This window comes from Streptomyces xantholiticus (assembly GCF_014651015.1).
GTDB lineage: Bacteria > Actinomycetota > Actinomycetes > Streptomycetales > Streptomycetaceae > Streptomyces > Streptomyces xantholiticus.
This window is the reverse complement of record NZ_BMWB01000001.1, coordinates 51,945-73,631: the sequence shown is the minus strand read 5'-3', so window position 1 is coordinate 73,631 and position 21,687 is coordinate 51,945. Positions and strand designations below refer to the sequence as shown.

At 71.7% G+C, this 21,687-nt stretch carries 23 protein-coding genes and 1 pseudogene; 12 read left to right on the top strand and 12 right to left on the bottom strand.

The window, feature by feature from the left end:
- Nucleotides 1-97: 97 nt before the first annotated feature.
- Nucleotides 98-1,606: an alkaline phosphatase D family protein gene (locus tag IE198_RS00380; protein WP_373299757.1), complete on the top strand. Its 1,509-nt coding sequence runs from the start codon at nucleotides 98-100 to the stop codon at nucleotides 1,604-1,606.
- A 77-nt stretch (nucleotides 1,607-1,683) separates the two neighbouring features.
- Here IE198_RS00380 and IE198_RS00375 read toward each other — a convergent pair whose 3' ends face one another.
- The 4 genes from IE198_RS00375 to IE198_RS00360 form a co-directional block, all read right to left on the bottom strand.
- A complete protein-coding gene (locus tag IE198_RS00375) occupies nucleotides 1,684-2,244 on the bottom strand; it encodes a hemerythrin domain-containing protein (RefSeq protein ID WP_100110427.1) in 561 nt (186 codons plus the stop codon).
- A gap of 172 nt (nucleotides 2,245-2,416) precedes the next feature.
- Nucleotides 2,417-2,929: a hypothetical protein gene (locus tag IE198_RS00370; RefSeq protein ID WP_189881451.1), complete on the bottom strand. Its 513-nt coding sequence runs from the start codon at nucleotides 2,927-2,929 to the stop codon at nucleotides 2,417-2,419.
- An 84-nt stretch (nucleotides 2,930-3,013) separates the two neighbouring features.
- Nucleotides 3,014-3,922, bottom strand: coding sequence for a carbohydrate kinase family protein (locus IE198_RS00365; protein WP_189881449.1), 909 nt, complete (start codon nucleotides 3,920-3,922; stop codon nucleotides 3,014-3,016).
- A gap of 314 nt (nucleotides 3,923-4,236) precedes the next feature.
- A complete protein-coding gene (locus IE198_RS00360; RefSeq protein ID WP_189881447.1) occupies nucleotides 4,237-4,827 on the bottom strand; it encodes a TetR/AcrR family transcriptional regulator in 591 nt (196 codons plus the stop codon).
- A 51-nt stretch (nucleotides 4,828-4,878) separates the two neighbouring features.
- Between IE198_RS00360 and IE198_RS00355 the strand changes: the two genes are divergently transcribed.
- From IE198_RS00355 to IE198_RS00345, 3 genes and pseudogenes are all read left to right on the top strand, one after another.
- On the top strand, nucleotides 4,879-5,739 hold the full coding sequence (locus IE198_RS00355) for an alpha/beta fold hydrolase (protein WP_189881445.1): 861 nt from the start codon (nucleotides 4,879-4,881) through the stop codon (nucleotides 5,737-5,739).
- 48 nt (nucleotides 5,740-5,787) lie between these two features.
- Nucleotides 5,788-7,065 carry an amidohydrolase gene (locus tag IE198_RS00350; RefSeq protein ID WP_189881443.1) on the top strand — a complete coding sequence of 426 codons (1,278 nt, stop codon included), beginning with the start codon at nucleotides 5,788-5,790 and terminating at the stop codon, nucleotides 7,063-7,065.
- 318 nt (nucleotides 7,066-7,383) lie between these two features.
- Nucleotides 7,384-7,616: pseudogene (locus IE198_RS00345) on the top strand (NEW3 domain-containing protein); the annotation flags it as partial.
- Between the two features lie 101 nt (nucleotides 7,617-7,717).
- On the opposite strand, the gene IE198_RS00340 reads toward IE198_RS00345, so the two are convergent.
- On the bottom strand, nucleotides 7,718-8,527 hold the full coding sequence (locus IE198_RS00340) for a DeoR/GlpR family DNA-binding transcription regulator (RefSeq protein ID WP_189881441.1): 810 nt from the start codon (nucleotides 8,525-8,527) through the stop codon (nucleotides 7,718-7,720).
- A gap of 271 nt (nucleotides 8,528-8,798) precedes the next feature.
- Nucleotides 8,799-8,993: a hypothetical protein gene (locus IE198_RS00335; RefSeq protein WP_189881439.1), complete on the bottom strand. Its 195-nt coding sequence runs from the start codon at nucleotides 8,991-8,993 to the stop codon at nucleotides 8,799-8,801.
- On the opposite strand from IE198_RS00335, the gene IE198_RS00330 reads away from it, so the two are divergent.
- The 5 genes from IE198_RS00330 (at nucleotide 8,983) to IE198_RS00310 (ending at nucleotide 14,111) form a co-directional block, all read left to right on the top strand.
- Nucleotides 8,983-9,933: an SIS domain-containing protein gene (locus tag IE198_RS00330; RefSeq protein WP_189881437.1), complete on the top strand. Its 951-nt coding sequence runs from the start codon at nucleotides 8,983-8,985 to the stop codon at nucleotides 9,931-9,933. The genes IE198_RS00335 and IE198_RS00330 overlap by 11 nt on opposite strands.
- Before the next feature lie 299 nt (nucleotides 9,934-10,232).
- Nucleotides 10,233-11,075, top strand: a complete 843-nt coding sequence (locus IE198_RS00325) for a class II fructose-bisphosphate aldolase (protein WP_189881435.1) — start codon at nucleotides 10,233-10,235, stop codon at nucleotides 11,073-11,075.
- Nucleotides 11,076-11,249: 174 nt separating this feature from the next.
- Nucleotides 11,250-11,849: an isochorismatase family protein gene (locus IE198_RS00320; protein WP_189881434.1), complete on the top strand. Its 600-nt coding sequence runs from the start codon at nucleotides 11,250-11,252 to the stop codon at nucleotides 11,847-11,849.
- A 10-nt stretch (nucleotides 11,850-11,859) separates the two neighbouring features.
- Nucleotides 11,860-12,768 carry a GlxA family transcriptional regulator gene (locus IE198_RS00315; RefSeq protein WP_189881432.1) on the top strand — a complete coding sequence of 303 codons (909 nt, stop codon included), beginning with the start codon at nucleotides 11,860-11,862 and terminating at the stop codon, nucleotides 12,766-12,768.
- A gap of 290 nt (nucleotides 12,769-13,058) precedes the next feature.
- Nucleotides 13,059-14,111, top strand: a complete 1,053-nt coding sequence (locus IE198_RS00310) for an alcohol dehydrogenase catalytic domain-containing protein (protein WP_189881430.1) — start codon at nucleotides 13,059-13,061, stop codon at nucleotides 14,109-14,111.
- Nucleotides 14,112-14,225: 114 nt separating this feature from the next.
- Here the strand turns inward: IE198_RS00310 and IE198_RS00305 are convergent, their stop codons facing one another.
- From IE198_RS00305 to IE198_RS00285, 6 genes are all read right to left on the bottom strand, one after another.
- The gene (locus IE198_RS00305) at nucleotides 14,226-15,305 is read right to left on the bottom strand and encodes an SRPBCC family protein (RefSeq protein ID WP_229833653.1); all 1,080 of its coding nucleotides are present in this window, start codon (nucleotides 15,303-15,305) and stop codon (nucleotides 14,226-14,228) included.
- Nucleotides 15,298-15,924 carry a DNA primase gene (locus IE198_RS34835; protein WP_229833652.1) on the bottom strand — a complete coding sequence of 209 codons (627 nt, stop codon included), beginning with the start codon at nucleotides 15,922-15,924 and terminating at the stop codon, nucleotides 15,298-15,300. Before IE198_RS34835 ends, IE198_RS00305 begins: the two co-directional genes overlap by 8 nt.
- A gap of 7 nt (nucleotides 15,925-15,931) precedes the next feature.
- The gene (locus tag IE198_RS00300) at nucleotides 15,932-16,438 is read right to left on the bottom strand and encodes a gas vesicle structural protein GvpA (RefSeq protein ID WP_189881426.1); all 507 of its coding nucleotides are present in this window, start codon (nucleotides 16,436-16,438) and stop codon (nucleotides 15,932-15,934) included.
- Between the two features lie 188 nt (nucleotides 16,439-16,626).
- Nucleotides 16,627-17,517, bottom strand: a complete 891-nt coding sequence (locus tag IE198_RS00295; RefSeq protein ID WP_189881425.1) for an SDR family oxidoreductase — start codon at nucleotides 17,515-17,517, stop codon at nucleotides 16,627-16,629.
- Between the two features lie 238 nt (nucleotides 17,518-17,755).
- A complete protein-coding gene (locus IE198_RS00290; protein ID WP_189881424.1) occupies nucleotides 17,756-17,914 on the bottom strand; it encodes a hypothetical protein in 159 nt (52 codons plus the stop codon).
- Nucleotides 17,911-18,195, bottom strand: coding sequence for a hypothetical protein (locus tag IE198_RS00285; RefSeq protein ID WP_189881423.1), 285 nt, complete (start codon nucleotides 18,193-18,195; stop codon nucleotides 17,911-17,913). Before IE198_RS00285 ends, IE198_RS00290 begins: the two co-directional genes overlap by 4 nt.
- A gap of 291 nt (nucleotides 18,196-18,486) precedes the next feature.
- On the opposite strand from IE198_RS00285, the gene IE198_RS00280 reads away from it, so the two are divergent.
- The 3 genes from IE198_RS00280 to IE198_RS00270 all read left to right on the top strand — a co-directional run bounded on the left by IE198_RS00280 (nucleotide 18,487) and on the right by IE198_RS00270 (nucleotide 21,556).
- A complete protein-coding gene (locus IE198_RS00280; RefSeq protein WP_229833651.1) occupies nucleotides 18,487-19,623 on the top strand; it encodes a glutamate--cysteine ligase 2 in 1,137 nt (378 codons plus the stop codon).
- Between the two features lie 418 nt (nucleotides 19,624-20,041).
- Nucleotides 20,042-20,299, top strand: coding sequence for a hypothetical protein (locus IE198_RS00275; RefSeq protein WP_189881422.1), 258 nt, complete (start codon nucleotides 20,042-20,044; stop codon nucleotides 20,297-20,299).
- Nucleotides 20,300-20,515: 216 nt separating this feature from the next.
- Nucleotides 20,516-21,556, top strand: a complete 1,041-nt coding sequence (locus IE198_RS00270) for a hydroxyacid dehydrogenase (RefSeq protein ID WP_189881421.1) — start codon at nucleotides 20,516-20,518, stop codon at nucleotides 21,554-21,556.
- Nucleotides 21,557-21,687: the final 131 nt, after the last annotated feature.

Genomic DNA, 21,687 nt, shown 5'->3' with positions numbered 1-21,687 from the left:
CGGTTCACACCGAACAGCCAAGGAGGATCTTGTGGGCATACGTCCCGTTTCCCGGCGGCAGCTGCTCGGCTTCGGCGGAGCGGGTGCCGCCGCGCTGATGCTCGGCACCGGCGAGTGGGGCTCCGCCTCCGCCCACGCCGCCCCCGCCATGAAGGGCAACCCCTTCTCCCTCGGTGTCGCCTCGGGGGAGCCGCGGTCCGACGGCGTGGTGCTCTGGACGAGGCTGGCCCCCGACCCGTTCGCCCAGGACGGCATGGGCGGCATGCCCGCCAGACCCGTCCGCGTCCACTACGAGTTGGCCCACGACGAGCGGTTCCGGCGCGTCGTGCGCCGGGGCAGCGTCGTGGCCACGCCCGAGCTGGCGCATTCGGCGCACCCCGAGATCCACGGCCTGCGGCCGGACCGGGAGTACTACTACCGCTTCCGTGCCGGCGCCGAGGTCTCACCGGTCGGCCGCACCCGGACCACCCCGCTGCCGTGGACGACCCCCAAGGACCTCACGTTCGCGTTCGCGTCCTGCCAGGCCTGGCAGGACGGCTTCTACACCGCCTACGAACACATGGCGGAGGAGGACCTCGACCTGGTGGTGCACCTGGGCGACTACCTCTACGAGTACGGCGTCAAGTCCAACCGGCGGGGGGTGACCACCGACCCCGGATTCCACACCGAGACGCTCGACCTCGCCCGCTACCGGCTCCAGTACGGTCTCTACAAGTCGGAGGCCCCACTGCAGCAGGCGCACGCCCGATTCCCGTGGATCATGACCTTCGACGACCATGAGGTCGAGAACAACTGGGCCGACGACATCCCCGAGAAGGACCAGGACCCGAAGCTCTTCGTGGAGCGCAGGGCGGCCGCGTTCCAGGCCCTGTACGAGCACGCGCCGCTGCGCCGCGCCCAGTTGCCCGACGGCCCCGACGTCCAGATGTACCGCCGGCTCTCCTACGGGCGGCTCGCCGACTTCACGATGCTCGACACCCGGCAGTACCGCGACGACCAGCCCTGCGGCGACGGCATCTCCGCCGACTGCGCCGACCGCTTCTCTCCTGACCGCAGCCTCCTCGGGGCCCGGCAGCGCGACTGGGTCCTCAAGGGCTTCAGCCGTTCCGCCGCGCGCTGGCAGGTGCTCGGGAACCAGGCGCCGATGGGTCAGACGGATCACGACCCGGGCCCGGGCACGACGGTCTGGATGGACCCGTGGGACGGCTACGTGGCCGAGCGCAACCGTCTCCTCGCCGAGGCGGACACCCGCGGAGTGCGCAACCTCGTGGTCATCACGGGCGACCGCCACCAGAACTATGCATGGGACCTCAAGCGCGACTTCGCGGACCCCACGTCCGCCACGGTCGGAGCCGAGTTCGTGGGCACGTCCATCACCAGCGGCGGCGACGGCGCCGACATGACGGCCGAGGGCACCAAGTTCCTCGCGGCCAACCCGCACATGAAGTTCTTCAACGGCCAACGCGGCTATGTGCGCGTCAACGTCGACCGCAAGCGCTGGACGTCGGACTTCCGGGTTCTCCCGTACGTGACCCGGCCCGGCGCCCCGATCAGCACCCGCGCCAGTGCCGTCGTCGAGGACGGCGTCCCGGGCGTACAGGTTTGACAGCCGGCGGCGTGTGATCGCACGGCTAGGAGCCCGGCCTTCAGGGCCGGGCTCCTGGTGCGCGTCGCGCGCTGCGGTCAGCCCCTGCCGCGGCTCGTGAGGAGATCGCGGACCCGGTCCACCATGCCCATCCCGGGCGCGAGGAGCTTGTTGGCCGGCGGCGTGTCCGGGGCGGAGGGGTGCGGGCGGGTGGGTGCGGTCTCCTTGGCCCGGCGGACCTTGTCGCCCAGTTCCATCAGGAAGTCGGCGCTGCACGACTCGGCGAGCAGCGGGAACAGCCGCTTCTCCTCGTCGGCGACATGAGAGGTGACCGACGACTTCAGCTGGGTGACGAGCGTGTCGAAGCGGGGGTCGCCGGCCTCGCAGCCCTCGAGCTCCTTCAACAGCCGCTCGACCTCCGCATGGTCGGCGACCTCCTGGTCCGCCAGGTCGTCGCCGTCGTCAACGAAGCGGCGGACCGCGGGATAGAGGTACTCCTCCTCGGCGACCGCATGCCGAACGAGTTCCTTGGTCAGCTCGTCCACCAGTTCCCGGCGCCGCGGGGCGCCGGGGCCCATGGCCTCGATCTCGGTGAACATCTGGTCGACCTCGCGGTGGTCGGCCGTCAGCTCCTGGATGACGTTCCCGCCGTGTCCCATGTCCTGGCGTCCTCTCTCGCTCGCTGCGAAGGGTCCCCCCACGGGCCTGGCTGCCTCGCCTCACCGGCGACCCTAACGCGGGTACCCGGCTCCGGCGCGCCCACCGGGCGGTGCGACACCCGGTGGATCCACCACCGGTGCGCTGTTCACCCCTGGAGCGGGACCGGATGCGTCAGGCCGCGTCCGAGGCTGCGGGGCGCAGCCTGGCACGGAGCAGATCGGCGTGCAGCTCGGCGACCGGGGCCAGGAGATCGGGATGGCGCAGCAGCGCGGCGGCCCGCCGGTCGCTCTCGTCGGGCGAGACCAGGCGCCGGTAGACGCCGGGGACACCGTCGTCGAGCCCGGCCACGGCGGCGGCGGCCAGATCGGGGCCGACGAGCAGTGCGGCGGCCCAACTGGCGACGACCTCGTCCACCCAGCTGCGCCAGGCGTGCTCCTGCGGAGTGCCGGCGCCGGCGTGGCCGGTGTCGCTCAGGGAGTCGAGCGTTCCGGAGCCGCCAGGCCCGACCATGGCGACCAGGGAGGCGTCCATCGGCGTCGGGTAGCGAAGGAGCGCGGCGACGGTCACGGCCTGACGCGCCTGCGCCTCGCACAGCGCCGACGCCATCGCGCCGCCGACGGCAGGGTAGGCGCGGGTGAACCAGGTGGTGGTCGCCGCTATGAGCGGCGACAGATCAGCATGCACAGCGGGGCCGCCCGGATCGAGAGACAACAGATGGGGCGCAAAACTACCGCCGCCGCCCGCCGGGACAAATGACGCACGTCACCCTTACCGCAGCTCCGCGGCGTACGGCGGCTCCGCCCCGGCCCTCGAGCAGGTGAGCGCCGCGGCCCTGGCGGCGAAGCCCAGCACCTCCCGCCAGCGGCCCGGCGTCAGCGACGCGAGGGCGTCCGGCGAGAGCAGGTCCCGCTCGGCCAGGGCGTGCAGCAGTGCCGCGTTCACCGTGTCGCCGGCCCCGATGGTGTCCACCACCTCGACCCGTTCGCCGGGGACGGAGACGGTGTCCCCGCCGCGGGTGAGCGCCGTCAGCCCGTCCCGGCCACGGGTGATCACGACCGCGGAGGGGCCGGCGGCCGCCAGCTCCTTCACGTCGTACCCGAGCCAGTCGGCGTCCTCCTCGCTGAGCTTGAGCAGCGAGACATGGGGGAGCCAGCTCCACAGCCGCGCCCGGTAGGCGTCCGCGTCGGGGATGAGCCCGGCCCGGATGTTCGGGTCGAGTGCGATGAAGACGCCGCGCCCTGCCTCCCGGCGCATCAGCTCCTCGTACGCGCTCGCCCCCGGTTCCAGCACCAGCGAGCAGGTGCCCAGCGACAGTGCGCGGATCGCGGCGGGCAGCTCGGGCGGCACCTCGAAGAGCCGGTCCGCGGTGCCCTCCACGTAGAAGGTGTACGCCGCGGAACCACCGGAGCCGATGGACGCGACGGCCAGCGTGGTCGGCTCCGGGCCGCGCTGCACCAGGTCCAGCCCGACGCCTTCCTCGCGCAGCCGCTCGATCAGCGACTCGCCGAAGGCGTCGGTCGAGATCCGCGAGCAGAACGCGACGTGGGCCCCCAACCGCCCGAGCGCGACCGCGGTGTTGTACGGGCCGCCGCCCCGCGCGGGCAGCAACGGTGTCGGCACACCGGCGCCCGGCTGCGGCACCAGGTCGATCAGAGCCTCACCGGCCACAACGATCACAGGGGCGTTTCCTTGTCTCTCGGTGTCGGCGGCCGGAGGTCGGTCCTCGGCCGCCGCGGACGGCGGAGACTCAGATTCTGACGCGCTCGCGGGCGGCCACGGCGTCCGGGGTGGGCGGGAGCGGGCGGTGCGCCCTGCGTGGCGCCCGGCTCATCATTCGTGCGGCAGCTGGCGAGCACCGCCCGCGCCGGGTCCATCCCCTCGGGCACGGTCGTACGGCGCAACAGGGCAAGTATCGCCGGGCGGCTTCGTGTGGGAAGGACACCCCTCGACCGCGGATCGGCGGCGCTGTCCTTCGGGACCGTCGTCCGGGTTCACCCTCCGACGGAGGGCGGGCCCGCCGCGGCCCGGACGACGGCCGCCGCCGCGGGGGCCGCGTCGAGGACGGGGGCGGTGGAGCGGGAGGCACGGCCGAGCATGAAGGCGCCTTCGAGGAGCGCGATCACCGCCGTCGCCGTCGTACGGGGCTCGGCGATGCCGCGGGAGCCGTAGAAGGCCGCGAGGGCCTCGGTCCACGAGGCGAACACCTCCGCGCCGGCCAGCCGCAAAGCCTCGTTGGTGCCCGAGACCTCCATGGCGATGGTCGCGACGGGGCACGGGTCGGCGAAGTCGAGGTCGAGCAGCGTCTGCGCGGCTCCGGTGAACGCCTGGGCGGTCGTCTCTGCCGGGTCGCCCTCCCCCTGGAACAACTCGGCGATCAGGCCCTGGTAGGCGGCGCCGGAGGCGCGGATCACCTCCTCGCCCAGCTGGGTCTTGCCACCCGGAAAGAAATGGTAGGCGGAGCCGTAGGTGGCCTCCGCCGTCGCCAGGATCTGCTTCATGCCCGTGGCCGTGTAGCCCTGGCGGCGGAAGAGTTCGGTCGCCGCGGTCAGGATGCGCGCTCTGGTGTCGCCCGTCGTTCTCATCTCGGCTAGTCTCTCACTAGATCGATCAATCCAGTAGGGGGGCTGTCACCGATGCCGGAGATCGAGTTGAGTGCCGGGACCGTCGAGTACACGGACACCCGAGGAAGCGGTGAGACCGTGGTGCTGTTGCACGGCCTCGCCTTCGACGAGTCGGTGTGGGACCGGGTGGTGGACGGGCTGCGGTCCGACTTCCGTGTCGTGGTGCCCGTTCTGCCGATGGGCAGCCACCGCAGACCGATGCGCCCGGACGCCGACCTGTCCGCGCAGGGCGTGGCGGACATCCTGGCCGAGTTCCTGGAACGGCTCGATCTGCGGGACGTCACGCTCGTCCAGAACGACGCGGGAACCGCCCAACTGCTCGTCGGCGTACGGGACGAGCGTGTTCACCGGCTCGTCCTCACCTCGTGCGAGGCCCTGGAGAACTACCCTCCGGGTGTGCAGGGCAGGACCCTGCAGGCACTGAGCCGGGTCCCGGGCGGCATCTTCCTGCTGCTGCAGTCCTTCCGGGTGCCGTTCCTGGTCCGGCTGCCGAACTCGCTCGGCGGCATGGCGGAACGCCCGATCCCGTACGAGCTGGTCCGCCGTTGGTACGGGCCCCTGCTCACGGACCGGCGGATCCGGCGGGACTTCACCGCGTTCCTGCGCAGCACGCGCAAGGACACGTACCTGCGGGCGGGCCGGCGGCTGCGAGGGTTCCGCGGTCCGGCGCTCGTCGCGTGGGGTGCCGAGGACCGCATGATGCCGCACGAGACGGGCCGGCGCCTCGCCGCACTGCTGCCCCGCGGCGAGTACGTCGAGATCCCGGGCGCCCGCACGCTCGTACCGCTCGACAACCCCGAGGGTCTCTGCGCCGAACTGCGCCGCTTCATCAAGGAGTCACCCGGGCCACGCCGCCAGGACCCGGCCGGCTGAGACAGTGGCTGCGCACCACCGCGTAACCGTCGTGGAAAGGACGCACCCGTGACCGAAGCAACGTCGCTCTTCACCGGACTCGACGCGCAACTGCCCGCACTGCGAGAGCTCTACCGTGACCTGCACGCCCATCCCGAGCTGTCGTTCCAGGAGGTGCGCACCGCCGGCATCGTGGCGAAGCTGCTGCGTGCGCAGGGCTGGGAGGTCACCGAACGGGTGGGCGGCACGGGCGTGGTCGGCGTGCTCGGATCCCCGGACGGGCCCGTCGTCCTGCTGCGGGCGGACATGGACGGCCTACCGGTGCGGGAGGCGACCGGGCTGCCGTACGCCTCCACGCGGACCGGCGTCGACGCCGACGGGAACGAGGTGCCGGTCATGCACGCCTGCGGGCACGACATGCACGTCACCTGTCTACTCGGCACGACCGCGCTGCTCGCCGCCAACCGGGACGCGTGGCGGGGCACGGTGGTCGCCGTGTTCCAGCCGGCCGAGGAGGTCAGCGGGGCGCAGGCCATGATCGACGACGGTTTCGCGGAGCGGTTCCCCCGGGCCGACGTGTGCCTGGCACAGCATGTGGGGCCGATCCCCGCGGGCGTCGCCGCCACCCGGCCCGGCGCCGTCATGAGCGCCTCCGACAGCTTCGCCGTGCGGCTCTTCGGGCGGGGCGGCCACGGGTCCGCACCGGAGAACACCGTCGACCCGCTGGTCATGGCGGCCGCGGTCGTCATGCGTCTGCAGACGGTGGTGTCCCGGGAGGTGGGGGCGAACCAGGCCGCCGTCGTCACCGTGGGGTCTCTGCACAGCGGCACCAAGGAGAACATCATCCCGGACACCGCGGACATGAAGATCAACGTCCGCAGCTCCGACCCGGCCGTACGCGAACGGGTGCTCGCCGCCGTCGAGCGGATCGTACGGGCAGAGGCGCTCGCGTCCGGCGCGCCGAAGGAACCGGAGATCACCCCGCTGCACAGCTTCCCGCTCACCCTCAACGACGCGGACGCGACGGCGAGGGCGACGGCGGGGCTCGAGTCGGTGCTGGGCGAGGGGCGGGTGTGGACGCTGCCCGGGCCCATCACCGGCAGCGAGGACTTCGGGGCCTTCGGGACCTCGATGGGGGTGCCGTCCGTGTACTGGCACTTCGGCGGCGCGGACCCGCAGCTGTTCCCTGACGCCTCGCCGGAGGCGCTGGTGGGCGGCGGGCTGCCGCCCGGGGTGCCGTACAACCACTCGCCGCAGTACGCGCCCCTCCAGGACCCGACCATCGAACTCGGCGTCCGGGCGCTCCTGGGTGCGGCGGGGCAGTGGCTGAGCGGAGGAGGGCGGTAGGACTCGCGCTCCGCGGACGGGCGGCGTCCACGGCCCGCTGCGCCGGTGCCGGGGACGCCGCCGTTCTCGACCGCGGCGGCCGTCCAGAGTGTCCCCGGGACGGCCGCCGCCTGCGTCCCTACCTGACCGGGCTCGATCCAGATGTTGCGGTAGTGCACCTTGTTCCCGTGGTCCCGCAGACGGATGGCGCCCGTCGGTCCCTCCGGCGCGGTGGCTCGGGCCGGGCCCTTGCCGTCGTGGTTACCGGGCGCGGTGTTGCTCTCGTCCGTGACGCCGACGTTGTTGTACGCGGCCCCGAGGTTCGCCGGCGGGTGCCGCTGGTCTGGCTCGTTCGGCTTCCCCAATTGGCCGTTCGACCCGGCGAACGCCCATGGCGCGACGCTGGTCGCCTCGTCCGACGGCGCAACCGGCCGAGCGGATACGGGAACGCGGGCATCGCCTACCGGATCTTCGCCCACTCCGCTCCGCTGGAAGCGGCGAAGCAGGTCGAGTTCGTGGTCCTGCCGAGCAACGGGAACATCCACGTCTTCGACATGGCCATCGCTCCCTGACCCCGTGGGGACGACCCGAAGACACCGACGACCCGAAGACACCGACGGCCCGCCGCACACCGCGGCGTGCCGCACACCGCGGCGTGCCGTCGGCGGTCGCGTCAGACGGTGTGGACCTTGATACCCGCCTCGGTGAGCCGGGCGGCCATGTCGGAGGGCAGCGCCGAGTCGGTCACGAGGACGTCGATGCGGTCCAGTCCGCAGATCCTCGCGAAGGCGCGCCTGCCCATCTTCGACGAGTCGGTCACCACGATGACGCGGCGAGCCCGCTCGGTGAACAGCCGGCTGATGCTGGCCTCGTCCTCCTGGTGGGTCATCACGCCCAGCTGCGGGTCGACGCCGTCGACCCCGAGGACGGCGACGTCGAGGACGACCTCGTTCAACACCCCCACGGTCAGGGGGCCGACGAGTTCGTACGTCTGGGGACGTACGACTCCGCCGGTGACCACGATCTTGATCTGGGGGCGCACGGCGAGCTCACCGGCGATGTTGAGCGCGTTGGTGACCACGGTGAACGAGGGAGCGGAGGCGTCCGACGACTCCCGCCGGCCACCGCCGCCGCTGCCCCCCGCACGCAGCGCCAGCGCCCTCGCCACCTCGGTCGTCGTGGTGCCCCCGTTGAGGCCCACCACATCGCCCTCGCAGATCAGCTCGGCGACGGCCGCGGCGATGCGCTGTTTCTCGGAGGCGTGCCGGGAGGACTTGTAGCGCAGGGGCAGCTCGTAGGAGACGCCGTGCGCGATGGCGCCGCCCCGGGTGCGCACCAGCATGTGCTGGTCGGCGAGCTCGTCGAGATCCCGTCGGATGGTGGCGGGTGACACCGCGAGGGTCGTCGCCGCGTCCTCGACGTCCAGCCTGCCCTCGGCGGCCAGCAACTCGAGCAGTCTGCTCCACCGCTCATGTTTGGACATGTGTCGGACTCCTTCGGGCGTCGGTCCTGCGCAGTCGACACGTTAAAGGACGCGTGGGCGAGCAGTGATCGAGGGCAGTTCCAGCGCGAAGCTGATCGAAACCCATGCCTTCCAAGCATCTGTGGCCAACCATGGCGCGTCTTTCTTGGCGACGTTCGCGTAGCGACCTCTGGACCTGGCCTTCACTTCTGCTGAATACTGCGCGATACGGCGGGTGCTCACACATGCTTGAAAGGGGGGTAAATTGCGCAACTACGCGCAGACAAGGTGGTTAAGGAGGCAGTGAACAAGCGTGCGGCGGTCCGCCGACCAGCAGCAGGAGCACCGCCGGGGTGCTGTTCGCCTTCATCGAACGCCAGGTGGTGTCCCGGCTCACCGCCGGTTCGGTGAAGTAGACCGGTCCTTGCCCCCGCCGCATCCGCTCCGACCCGTCCTTCCCGAAGGAGTACGCCACTTTGTCCGCCACCACCTCCTCCCGTACCTCGGCCGAGATCGCCTCCCAGCCCGCCGTATGGCGGCAGGCCGCCCAGTCGCTGCCGCAGCACGCCGGGGCCCTGCCCCGCCGGGGGGAGCGCGTCGCCGTCGTCGGCTGCGGGACCTCGTGGTTCATGGCCCGGTCCTACGCCGTCCTGCGCGAGAGCGGCGGCCACGGCGAGACCGACGCGTTCGCCGCCTCCGAATTCCCGCACGGCCGCCGCTACGATCGCATCCTCGCCATCACCCGATCCGGCACCACCACCGAAGTCCTCGGCCTGCTGCGCCGGGTGAAGGGCACCGTGCCCACCGGCGCGATCACCGCCGACCCCACGACGCCCGTCATGGAGGCGGCCGATGCCGTCGCCGTACTGGACTTCGCCGACGAGGAGTCCGTCGTCCAGACCCGGTTCGCCACCACCAACCTCGCACTGCTGCGCGCTCACCTGGAGGCGCAGGACGCCCTGCCCGCAGGCGTACGGCCCCTGGACGCCGCGATCCGCGACGCCGAACGGGCCGTCGCGGAGCCGCTCGACGCCGCCGTGCGCGGTGCCGAGCAGGTCACCTTCCTCGGCACCGGATGGACATACGGCCTGGCACTGGAGGCCGGGCTGAAGATGCGGGAGGCCGCCGGCGCCTGGACCGAGGCGTACCCGGCGATGGAGTACCGCCACGGACCGATCAGCATCACCGGACCCGGCCGCGTCGCCTGGGCGTTCGGCCCACTGCCGACCGGACTGGCGGACGACGTCGCACGCACCGGCGGCACCCTGGTCGCCGCCTCCACCGGCGCCGGCCACGACCTCGACCCGCTCGCCGACCTCGTCCGCGCCCAGCGGCTCGCGGTCGTCCTCGCCGAAGCACGCGGGTACGACCCCGACCGGCCCCGCAATCTCACCCGGTCCGTCGTCCTCGAGAACAGTCATGTCTGAGGTACACGACGAGCCCGCGCCGTCGTGGCGTCGTCCGGTCCCGGCGGCGTCCACGCAGTCACCCCGAACGGTGCCTGGCGCGCCGCACCGCCGGAGCAACTCGCCGGGAACCTCACCGGGGCGGACGACGCATGCGTCATCCGCGATCGCGGCGGGGCTTGCAACCGGCGCGCCGTGGCCCGGCGTTCTGCCAGAAGCCGTGGCGCTGTCGGCCGCCGCCGTCCCCTGTCCCGTGGCCGGCGACTTCGACGTCGGCACCTACCGCCGTTTCCGTACCGCCGTACTCGTGGAGGAAGTCCATGCCGCTCACGCCCACGGACGAGATCGTGCGTTCCGCTGCCCGGGGCGGCGTCGGTGTCGGGGCGTTCAACGTGGTGCAGCTCGAGCACGCCGAGGCCATCGTGAGCGGGGCGGAGGCCGCGGGGCGGCCCGTGATCCTGCAGATCAGCCAGAACACCGCCCGCTATCACGGCGCGTTGGGTCCGATCGGGCTCGCAACCCTCGCCGTCGCCCGCGCGTCGAACGCCCCGGTCGCCGTCCACCTCGACCACGCCGAGTCCGCGGACCTGGTGCACGAGGCAGTCGAACTGGGTTTCACGTCCGTCATGTTCGATGCCTCCAGGCTCCCGTACGGGAAGAACGTGGCGACGACACGGGAGATCACGGACCACTGCCACGCCTGCAACGTATGGGTCGAGGGGGAACTCGGCGAGGTCGGAGGCAAGGACGGTGCGCACGCACCCGGCGTACGCACCGACCCCGACGAGGCGCGCGACTTCGTCGCCGCCACCGCCGTCGATGCCCTCGCGGTGGCCGTGGGCAGCTCGCACGCCATGCTCACCCGGGACGCCGTCCTCGACTTCGCGCTCATCAGCCGGCTGCGGGACGCCGTGAGCGTGCCGCTCGTCCTGCACGGCTCCTCCGGAGTCGGGGACGCGGGCCTCGCCAAGGCCGTCGAGGCGGGAATGACGAAGGTCAATGTCTCCACCCACCTGAACAAGGCCTTCACCCGGGCCGCCCGCACCTATTTGGAGGCCCACCCGGAGACCGCCGATCCCCGCAAGTACCTCGGCCCCGCCCGTGACGCCGTCGCCACCGAGGTGGCACGGCTGCTCGGGCTGCTGCACGGCGAGCTCGGCTAGCCGACGGGCGCGCGCCCCCGTCGGCTCGGCGTGAGGCCGGCCGAGCGTCCGCAAACTGGAACTCGGCCAGGCGGGTCGACGAAACAGTCCAGGACCTGCCGATGACCGGATCGGTCCGCTGCCGGACCCGATGCGGCCTGTCGCCGCCCCGCCCGCGCGGTTCAGTCTTGGGGCATGACCCGAGCACTGATCGTCATCGATGTCCAGGAGTCCTTCCGCGCCCGTCCGCTGTGGGAAACCACCTCCGACCTGAAGATCGCCGACCAGGTGAACCGCCTGGTCCGGCTCTCCCGGCACGCCGGGGACCTGGTCGTGTGGGTACTGCACTCCGAGCCCGGCACCGGCACCGTCTTCGACCCGGCCTCCGGCCATGTCCGGCTGATGGAGGAGCTGGAGCGGGTGGATGGAGAGCCGCTGATCCACAAGACCTCGCACAACGCCTTCACCACCACCAACTTGCAGCAACTCCTCACCGAGCGCGGTGTCCGCGAACTCACCGTCTGCGGCATCCGCACCGAGCAGTGCGTGGAGACCACCACCCGCGTCGCCGCCGACCTCGGCTACCAGGTCACCTTCGTCATCGACGCGACCGCGACCAATCCCATCCCGCACCGCGACGCTCCCGCCGACCAGAGCGTCGCCGAGCTGCTGGCCGACCCTCGCACGCTGTCTGCCGAAGAGGTCGTCAGACGCACCGAGTACGCCCTCGCCGGACGCTTCGCCACCATCACGACCCTCGACCAGCTGGAGGCCGCGACAGGACTTCAGGCATGATGACCGAATCGTGAGTCACATCGTCTTCTTCCTGGTGCCCGGAGTCCATTTGCTGGATCTGGCCGGCCCCGCGCAGGTCTTCTCCAGCGCCGCCGACTTCGGGCACCCCTACACGCTCGCCTACGTCGCCGAGCAGCCACAGGTCCCCACCGCCCAGGGGCTGCCGCTGGTGGCCGGGCTCGACTGGCCAGAACTCGGGCCTGAGGATCTGATCCTGGTGCCCGGCTGGCGGACAGACGCCCTGGCCGACGGCCCCGTCATCGGCGCCGCCTCCCTACAGGTCCTCCGGGACCATCACGCGAGGGGCGGGACGGTGGCCAGCGTCTGCGCCGGAGCCGAGGCGCTCGGTCGGGCCGGCCTGCTCGACGGCCGCCACTGCACCACCCACCACGACGTGCAGGAGGAGCTGGCCCTGCGCCACCCCAGGGCGGTGGTCGTCCGTGACGTCCTGTTCACCGCCGACGACCGGGTGATCACCTCGGCCGGCATCGCCAGCGGCATCGATCTGGCCCTCCACCTGGTCGCGACCCGGCACGGCCCCGCCGCCGCAGCCCAGGTGGCCCGGGACATGGTCGTCTACGCTCGCCGCAACGGCCATGAGCCGCAGTCCAGCGCGATGCTCCGGTGTCGGTCCCACCTCGACGACACCGTGCACCGCGCCCAGGACCTCATCGACGCCCGCTTCGACCAACCGCTTCCCCTGCCGACACTGGCCTCGGCCGTCGGTGTGAGCGAACGCACCCTGACCCGCCTCTTCAGCCGCGCCACCGGGCTCACCCCACTGCGCTACCAGCAGACACTCCGCCTCGAACGCGCCCAGCACCTGATCAGCCACGGCGCGACGATCGACGCCGCCGCCCGCTCGGTCGGTTTCGAGGACCCGCGAATGCTGCGCCGCCTCCGCGCCCGCGCGGCCTGACTGCGCCAGGTGACCGAAAGCCCCTGGGCAGTGCATCCGAATCCCGTGCCTGGCCGAACCTCTGACCTAAGTCGTCTGCGTCCTACGTCGCACCACGATTCCCTTGCCCCCGGCGCAGGCGACACCGTAGGCTCACGGCGTCGTACCGACTGGACGGTATGTCCTGCATGGCGCGTCGGTTCGCGGCGACGAGCAGCCTGAAGGCTGCGCCGGCCGGCCCGACCAGCCGACCACAGCAAGCTGGTGCTCAAGGTCCCGGCGAGCAGCGCATGAGGAGAGGAAGACATCCGGTGAAGGCACTGACCTACCAAGGTCGCCACGACATCCGCTACGGGGACGTCCCCGACCCGGCCGTCACCAGCCCGACCGACGCGGTCATCCAGGTCACCGCGGCGGGTATCTGCGGCAGCGACCTGCACATCTACCGCGGCAACCCGTTCAGCCCGGAACTCGGCTACACACCGGGACACGAGTGCGTCGGCGTGGTCGTCGACACCGGCGACCAGGTCACCCGCTTCAAGGCCGGTGACCGGGTCCTGGTCCCCGCCTCGGTCGGCTGCACCCGCTGCCGGGCCTGTGCGGCCGGGTTCACCGCCCGGTGCGAACGTGCCAAGACCATGACGGACCTCTGCTACGGCGTGAGTCCGCAACTCCCGGGCAGCCAGGGCCAGGCCCTGGCGGTGCCCTACGCCGATGTCAACCTGGTGCACCTGCCCGAGGGCATCTCGGACGAAGCCGCCGTGGTCCTCACGGACAACGCCCCCACGGCCTGGTACGGCTGCCGCCGCGCCCGCATCCGGCCCGGCGAGACGGTCCTCGTCATCGGCCTCGGCCCGGTCGGCCTCATGGCCGCCCAATCCGCCTTCGCGATGGGCGCCGCCCGTGTGCTGGGCGCGGATCTGGTCGCGGAGCGCCGCGCCTTCGCATCCACCCTGGGCGTCGAGCCGGTCGAAGGCGAGGACGCACGGACGGTCATACGGGAGATGACCGCAGGGCGCGGACCGGACGCCGTGGTAGAGGCCGTGGGCTCGGACGCCACCATCGAACTGGCCCTCAAAGCCGTCAGGCAGGCCGGACGGGTCAGCGTGATCGGGGTCAGCCAGACCAAGGACTTTCCCTTCCACATGGGGCTGGCCCAGGTCAAGGAGCTGGAGTTCGCCATCGGACTGTGCTCCGTCCACTACGAACTCCCTACTCTGCTCGCCCTCACCCAAGCCGGCCGTATCACCCCGGAGGTCGTGGTCTCCCACCGCCTCGGCCTCTCCGAGGGCCCCGCAGCGTACGAACTGTTCAACAGCCGCGCCGACGGCGTTCGCAAGATCCTTCTCGACCCCGCCCGTTGATCCATGCGCCTTCCGGGGTGGACGGGCGAGGGCTCCATCCGCGTATGACCTGCTCCGGTGCGGGAGCCAGGTTCGCGGGGGATCGCCACGGCGGGAGCCCGCCCTGCCGGACCGTCAGCGCGCGGTCCGGGAACCGGCGCCCCGGCCCGCGGGTTCCGGCTCCTCGTCGTACGGCTCTTCTTCCCCGTCGTACTCCGCGTCGTCAGCGTCAGCGTCTGCGTCCACGGCGTCCGCCGCAGTCGGCTCCGCCTCGTCCTCGTCGGCCAGGGCATCGGGCTCGGGCTCCGCCTCGTATTCGTACTCCTCGTCGTCGTACGTCTCGTCCAGCGGCTCCACCTCGCCCTCCTCCTCGGCCACCACGTCCTCGTGGGTGCGGACGACCTCTCCGTCGCTGATCTCTGCGCGCCGGCCCTCGGCCGGCGCGCCGCGGAGGGACACATGGCGGGCGAAGTGCTTGAGGTCCAGACGCACCCGCCGGCCCTGCGCACGCCAGATGTTGCCGGTCTTCTCGAACAGCCCCTTGGGGTAGTACTCGATGATCAGCAGCACCCGCGTCAGGCTGTCGCCCAGCGGATGGAACGTCACCACACCCTTGGCCGTCCCTTTGGCGCCCTCCGACGTCCAGCAGATCCGGGAATCGGGAATCTGCTCCGTGGTGCGCGCCTTCCAACTGCGGTTCGACCAGAGGACCTTGAGGTTCCAGTCGGAACTGGTGTCGTCGACCGGTGAAGCGCTCTTGACGCCACGCGCGAATGTGGGGAAGTCCTGGTAGCGCGTCCACTGGTTGTACGCCTCGCGGACCGGCACGCCGACGTCCACGGATTCCAGGATGACGGTGGGATTCTGCCCGCCGCCGCCCCTTCTGCCGCGTATGCCGCCGAGCAGGCCCTTCACCGTGTCGGCCGCGGTGTCCTTCAGCCGCCCCGCGCCCAGCTCGACGGCGCTGCGCACCGGCCCCTTGCCTTCGGCGAGTTTGCGTCCGCCGTCGGCCGCGAGCCGGGCGAACCCGGGACTGCTGCCCTGCGCGATGCCCTCGAGCTTCGAGGTGCCTTCGCCCAGCTTGCGGCCGAGGCCCGTCAGCATCCGCTCGCCGTGGGCGAGCAGGTAGCTCCTGAGCTCCTCCTGGAGGCGGTCCGTCACCTCGCTGTCCACACTGCCGAGCAGTCCGCCCTTCGCGGAGCCGTTGTCAGTCACGGGACCGGCCTCCCCTCGCGCCGGTCGCCCGCCGCGGAGCCCGCCTGCCGGCTGCCGGTGACGTCTTCTTCGCGTCTGCCGCCCTCTTCGCCGTCGTCGTCTTCTTGGCGGTCTTCTTCTTCGGCGCGGCCTTCTTCGCAGTCGGGGCGGTCTTGCGCGGTGCGGACGCCGTCCTCTTACGGGGCCGTTCCTCCGCGGTTTCGCCGGAGGTGCCGGAGTCCTCCGAGTCCTCGCGCCGGTCCGCCTCGTTCCGATCGGCCCGGTCCTCGCCGGCCGTGTCGTCGTCGCCGTGCGGCACCGGACCCGCCGTCCTGTCCCGCACATTCAGCGTGCGGTCGTGCAGCCGGTCCGCCAGACCGCTCAACTGACGGTTGACCAGCGCACCGGTGGCCGCGTGGCCCACCCCGCGGATGTCCTCGCGGAGCTGGTCCCCGATCTCCTTGAACTGCGGATTCTGCTGCAGCTGGGACGTCACCAGGCGGGCCACGCCCTGCGGGCTCAGCTCCAGCTTCCTGCCGAGCACCACGGTTCCCACGGCGAACGCCAGCTTCGCCTTCTTCGTACGGCCCAGCAGATAGCCCGCTCCCACCGCGAGTCCCACGGCCAGTCGGCTGTTCATGTGGCGCTCACTCCTCCTCGTCCTTCCCGCGGGCCGATGCGGTGCGCCGGGTACGCGGCGCGGCCTCGGACTTCGCGGATTTCGAGTTCGGGGAGGCGCGCCGCGCACGCGGCTTCTCCTCCTGCCCCGAGTCGTCCTGCGACCCCTCGCGTCCCTGCTGGAAGGCGTCGGAAACGGTCTGTGCGAGGCCCGACAGCGCCCCCTTGGACTTGTCGCTCGCGCCGGATGCGGCACCGGACTCGGTGATGCCTCCCACGATCTCCGGCAGGCCGGGGCTCTTCCTCGCCCCGGCCTCCAGGTCGAGGCGGTTGCACGCCTCCGCGAACCGCAGATACGTGTCGACGCTCGCGACGACCACACGTACGTCGATCTTCAGTATCTCGATGCCGACCAGCGAGACTCGCACGAAAGCGTCGATCACGAGCCCCCGGTCGAGGACGAGCTCGAGTACGTCGTACAGTCCGCTGGTTCCACCACCGCGGCTGCCGGTCTGCTGTGCCTGGACAACAGTCATGTCGTCCGGACCTCCTCACAGGGCTTCGGTCCGCCGCGCCGAGTGCATGTGGCCCTCGTGGAGCGCGGCGTTCTCGATGTCATGCGCGGGTTTCCGGTGACGGCTGGTCCAAACTCCGCCCGCCTGAGCGTCCGCCGTGGTACCGGCCCCGACTTTCCTCGTGGGCAGGCAGGTTGGCGCCCACAAAGTCAGGGCAGCGGAGTCCCGCCCGTCGCGTTGACGATCTCGGCCGTGATGTAACTCGCCTGCGGTGACGCCAGGAAGACATAGGCGGGTGCCATCTCCGCGGGCTGCGCGGGACGTCCGAACGGTGAGTTCTTGCCGAACTCGGCGGTGTCCGGCATGGTCGCGGGGATCAGGGGCGTCCATACGGGACCCGGCGCGACGGCGTTGACGCGGATCCCGTCCGACGCGACCATCTGCGCGAGGCCTTGGGTGAAGGTGACGATCGCGCCCTTCGTCATCGCGTAGTCGAGCAGATGCGGGCTGGGCTTGTAGGCCTGCACAGACGTGGAGTTGATGATGCATCCGCCCCGGCGCATATGGGGCAGGGACATCTTGGACAGCCAGAACATGCCGTACAGGTTCGTGCGCACGACCCGGTCGAACTGCTCCGTGGTGATCGCGCCGATCCCGTCCGGCTGCGACATCTGGTAGGCGGCGTTGTTGACCAGGATGTCGATGTGCCCGAACTCGGTCACGGCGCGGTCGACGAGCTGCCGGCACTGGTCCTCCTCGCGGATGTCGCAGGGCACGGCCACCGCCTTGCGTCCGGCGTCCTCGACGAGCGCGCGCGTCTGCGCCGCCTCCTTCTCCTCCTCGGGGAGGTGCGTGAAGAGCACATCGGCGCCCTCGCGCGCGAAGGCCAGCGCGACCGCCCGGCCGATGCCCGAGTCGCCGCCCGTCAGCACCGCTTTGAGGTCGCGGAGCAGACCACTGCCCCGGTAGCTCTTCTCGCCGTGGTCCGGCGGCGGATCCATCGGCCCGGTCCAGCCGGGGTGCTCCTGCTCCTGCTGGGGGAACTCCGGTTCCGGATGCTTCGACACCGGGTTTCTGGCCTCGTCATTCTGCTCGGGCACGACCGACTCCTCCTCGCTGTGCGTCTCTGCCTCCGTGGGCCGTCCCCGCCTACCCTCCGGTGCCGCAGAAATGCCCGCAAACGGGGCGCGCGCAGCGCGTGGTGTCCCGCTCCGGGGCGAGTGTCGGCTACTGCCGGGCGGGTGCGGCCTCGAGTCCGGCCGGCGCCGACGCGGTGTCGGTGATCTCTCCGACATGAGCACAAGGTCATGGTGCGCTCCTCCGCCGTGAACGCCGCCCTCACGTCCTCGGCGAAGAGCAGCGTGTACCCGTGGGCGTCGGCAGGTGAGTGGCGTTGCGGACGACATCGTCGCCGCTGAGGGGGCAGGGCAACGCCACGATCCGGTCCATCACGTCGATCGGTACGAGGGCCGTGCGCGAGGGTTCGATCGTCGTCACGGCGTCACGACAGGCGGCTTCGACCGGATCGTCGCCGGTGGGCCGCCGGCCGTGGAACGGGGGCCGGCGCCGGCGGTGCGACGCGGCGCGGACGAGCCGCGTCCTTGCGCAGAGCGGCGTCCGCGGGGCCGCGAATGCCGGCCGGCATGGTGCCGCCGTGCGGCGTGCGCCGAGAACAGACGCTCCTCGTAGCGGTCCAGCGCGACCACCAGTCCGAGGAGCAGCGTCGGCAGCAGTACGGCGGCCACCAGAGCCACGGCGCCCGCCGCGCCCGGTATCACGGCGCCGGTTCCCTGCCGCGGGCGCCGCCCGGAGGTCTCGGCGCGGCGCGGTACGGGTCCGCAGCGCACAGGGCGCGGGTGGCGAGGCGATGGCGTGGCATGTGCTGCTCCGGCGGCCGGACGAAGTGCTCCATACCGTGCGTCTGCCCCCAGAACGACGCCCTACGCGACGCTGTCCCTCCGCGACCCGGCCAGGGACATCGTGTCCGGTCGGCCGGGCAGAAGAGACGTGCGGTCCTGTGGACCCGCCTGGCTCGGCCGGGCGCGCATCGAGTCCGCATGTCAGGGCACATGAGAAATCTCGACTTCGGCCGCTGGAGGGAAGTGATGGACGTGCGCACCGTGGGCGTGGAGGAGGAGCTTCTCCTCGTGGATCCCGACTCCGGGGAACCGCGAGCACTGTCCGCGGCCGTGCTCGCGGCGGCCGGGCAGGAGGGCGGGGACGTCCAGCAGGTGTTCGAGGCGGAGCTGCAGCGGGAGCAGCTCGAGTTCGCCACGATCCCGCGGACTTCGATGGACGATCTCGGCGAGGAGATCGTCCGCTGGCGCGCGGAGGCCGCCCGTCACGCCGAACGGTTGGGCGCGGCGGTCGCCGCCCTGGCGACGTCGCCGCTGCCCGTCAGCCCCTCGCTAGCAGCAGGTGAGCGGTACGGCTGGATGGCCGAGGAGTTCGCGCTGACCACACAGGAACAACTCACCTGCGGCTGCCACGTCCATGTGTCGGTCGACTCCGACGAAGAGGGCGTCGCGGTCCTCGACCGGATCCGTCCGTGGCTCTCCGTCCTGGTGGCGATCAGCGCGAATTCGCCCTTCTGGCAGGGCAGGGACAGCGGTTACTCGAGCTACCGAAGCAGGGTCTGGGGCCGCTGGCCGTCGGCCGGGCCGGTGGAGCTCTTCGGATCGGCGGAGCGCTACCACGAGCAGGTGTCCGCGATGGTCGGCACCGGCGCCCTGCGTGACCGGGGCATGATCTACTTCGACGCCCGGCTCTCCTACACCTACCCGACCGTGGAGATCCGGGTGGCCGACGTCTGCCTGGATCCGGCCGCCACCGTGCTCGTCGCCGCCCTCGTCCGCGGGCTGGTCGAGACCGCGGCCCGCGAGTGGCGCGCGGGTCTGCCGCCCGTACCGCACGGCATCGGTCTGCTGCGTCTGGCCTCGTGGCGGGCGGGTCGCTCCGGCTTGGAGAAGCAGCTGATCCATCCGCTCACCATGCGCCCCGAGCCCGCGCCCGACGTGGTCCGGGCGCTGGTCGACCACGTCAGGGACGCCCTTGAGGACTCGGGCGATGCGCGCCAGGTGGAGGAGGCGGTGGATGCGCTGCGGAAGACCGGCAACGGAGCTCTCTTCCAGCGCGCCCTGATGCACCGTACGGGCAGTCTGCGGGACGTGGTGGCCGCCTGTGTCCGCAGGACTGCCGGGGGCTGAGGACACCGGAGCCCGCGGGCCTCAGGAACGGTCGCTGAGCCCGCACACAACCCCCGCCGGTCCGGACCTCTTGGCTGACGCATCTCACCGGCGTTCGCCGGGACGCTGCCGAGGGTGCAGGACGGGCCGGTGGCCGGATGCTGACCCGCCTCACGGAAAGGGCCTGAGGTGCCGGCCCTGATCTGCAGGCATGGACCGTCGCCACCTGGGCATAGGCCAACTGGGCCCCGCCGCGCCTCCCCCGTCGCGGCGGGGTTCCTTCGGCGACGGATGTCATCGGCTCCTGCGGCCGGTCAGCGGCAGCTGCTCCCACTCCGACCGGAAGAGTGCGGTCGTCGCTGCCCGTGTCGGCAAAGGCCGGGCGGGTACCCGTGGAGCGTGCCGATCACGCCACGCACACACCACGAGGGAGGCCGCCATGAGCGACGAGTACCGCCCGGAAGGCTTCGAGGACAGCGACGAGCCGCTGCCGCGCGACATGCCCGATCAGCAGGCCGGTGCGGAGGCGCCGCGGGCAGGGGAGGAGGGCCGGCCGCGGGGGACGGACGGCGATCACGGGGAGTCCGCGGAGGACCGCGAGGACGTCCCCGATGAGGACGAGGCCGGGGCCGGACTCCCCGGATCGCCGGGAGTGAGCGGCCCGGGAACGCCGGCGCCCGAGGAGACCAGCGGCTGAGCCCTCGACGCCCGCGCAAAGGGCTCGCGACCGCTCGCGAGCAGGACCAGGGCCACCCGCGTCACCTTCTGGTCCACGTTGCGCAGCCACCGGGAAGTGTTCCTGCCAAAGGACCTCCGGCCGCGGCCATGTCCCCGGGCTCACGGCGGGAGCCGTCAAGTAGCCGGCCCGTTTCGACGAGTCGTACCGGGTTTGACGACTCGTACCAGGAGAGAGATGCCCCGCACCACCAGTGCCGCCCCCCGCTCCGCCGACCGCCCCCGCGCCGCACTCGCCATGACGGCCGACGCAACCGCCGCGGTGCTCGACCCCGCCGCCCTGGCCGCCCTCCGCGAGGTCTGCGACCTTGCCCACGGCCCCGCCCTCGACGACTTCTCCACCGAGCGGGCACGCGACGTCCTCGCCGACGCCGAGGTCCTGGTCACCGGATGGGGCTGCCCGCCGCTGGACGCCGCAGCGCTCGCTGCCGCACCTCGGCTGCGGGCCGTCGTCCACGCCGCCGGTTCCGTACGCGGGCACATCACCGAAGCCTGCTGGGAGCGCGGCATCGTGGTGTCCTCCGCGGCCGCCGCCAACGCCCTGCCGGTTGCCGAGTACACCGTCGCCATGATCCTGCTCAGCGGCAAGCGAGCCCTGGAGAGCGCCCGGAAGCTGCGCGCCGAGCGCCGGCGGCCCGACCTGCCGGCGACGCCCCGCGACGTCGGCAACTTCGGCCGGACCGTCGGCATTCTGTCCGCCTCCATGATCGGGCGCCGCGTGATCGAGCTGCTGCGTCCCTACGACTTCGAGGTGCTGCTGCACGATCCGTACATCAGCGACGAGGACGCGGCGCTGCTCGGCGTGCGGTCCGTCGGCATCGGCGAGCTGTTCAGCCGCAGCGACGTCGTCAGCGTCCACACGCCGCTGCTGCCTGCCACCCACGGCCTCGTCAACCGGGAACTGATCGGTGCCATGCGGCCCGACGCGGTCCTCATCAACACCGCCCGCGGCGCCGTCGTCGACCAGGACGCACTCACCGAGGCGGCCGTTCAGGGCCGGCTGCGGGCCGTACTGGACGTCACCGACCCCGAAGTGCTGCCGCCCGACCACCCGTTGTGGACGTGCGACAACGTCACGATCACCCCGCACCTCGCCGGCTCACTGGGCAACGAATGGGGGCGGCTCGCAGAGCTGGCCGTAGCCGAGGTCGCCCGTTGGGCCTCCGGCGCGGAATTCGCCCACCCGGTACGACGAGAAGGGCTTGACCGTCTCGCATGAGCGCTCTGCGACTGCCCGGCGACGACCGCGTCGCGGGCCGCACCACGGATACACCCGCGACCACTGGGAGCCGCCGACGGGCTGCGCACAGCGTCTGGCACCGTGAAGCGCGTTGCCGCGCAAGGAACTCC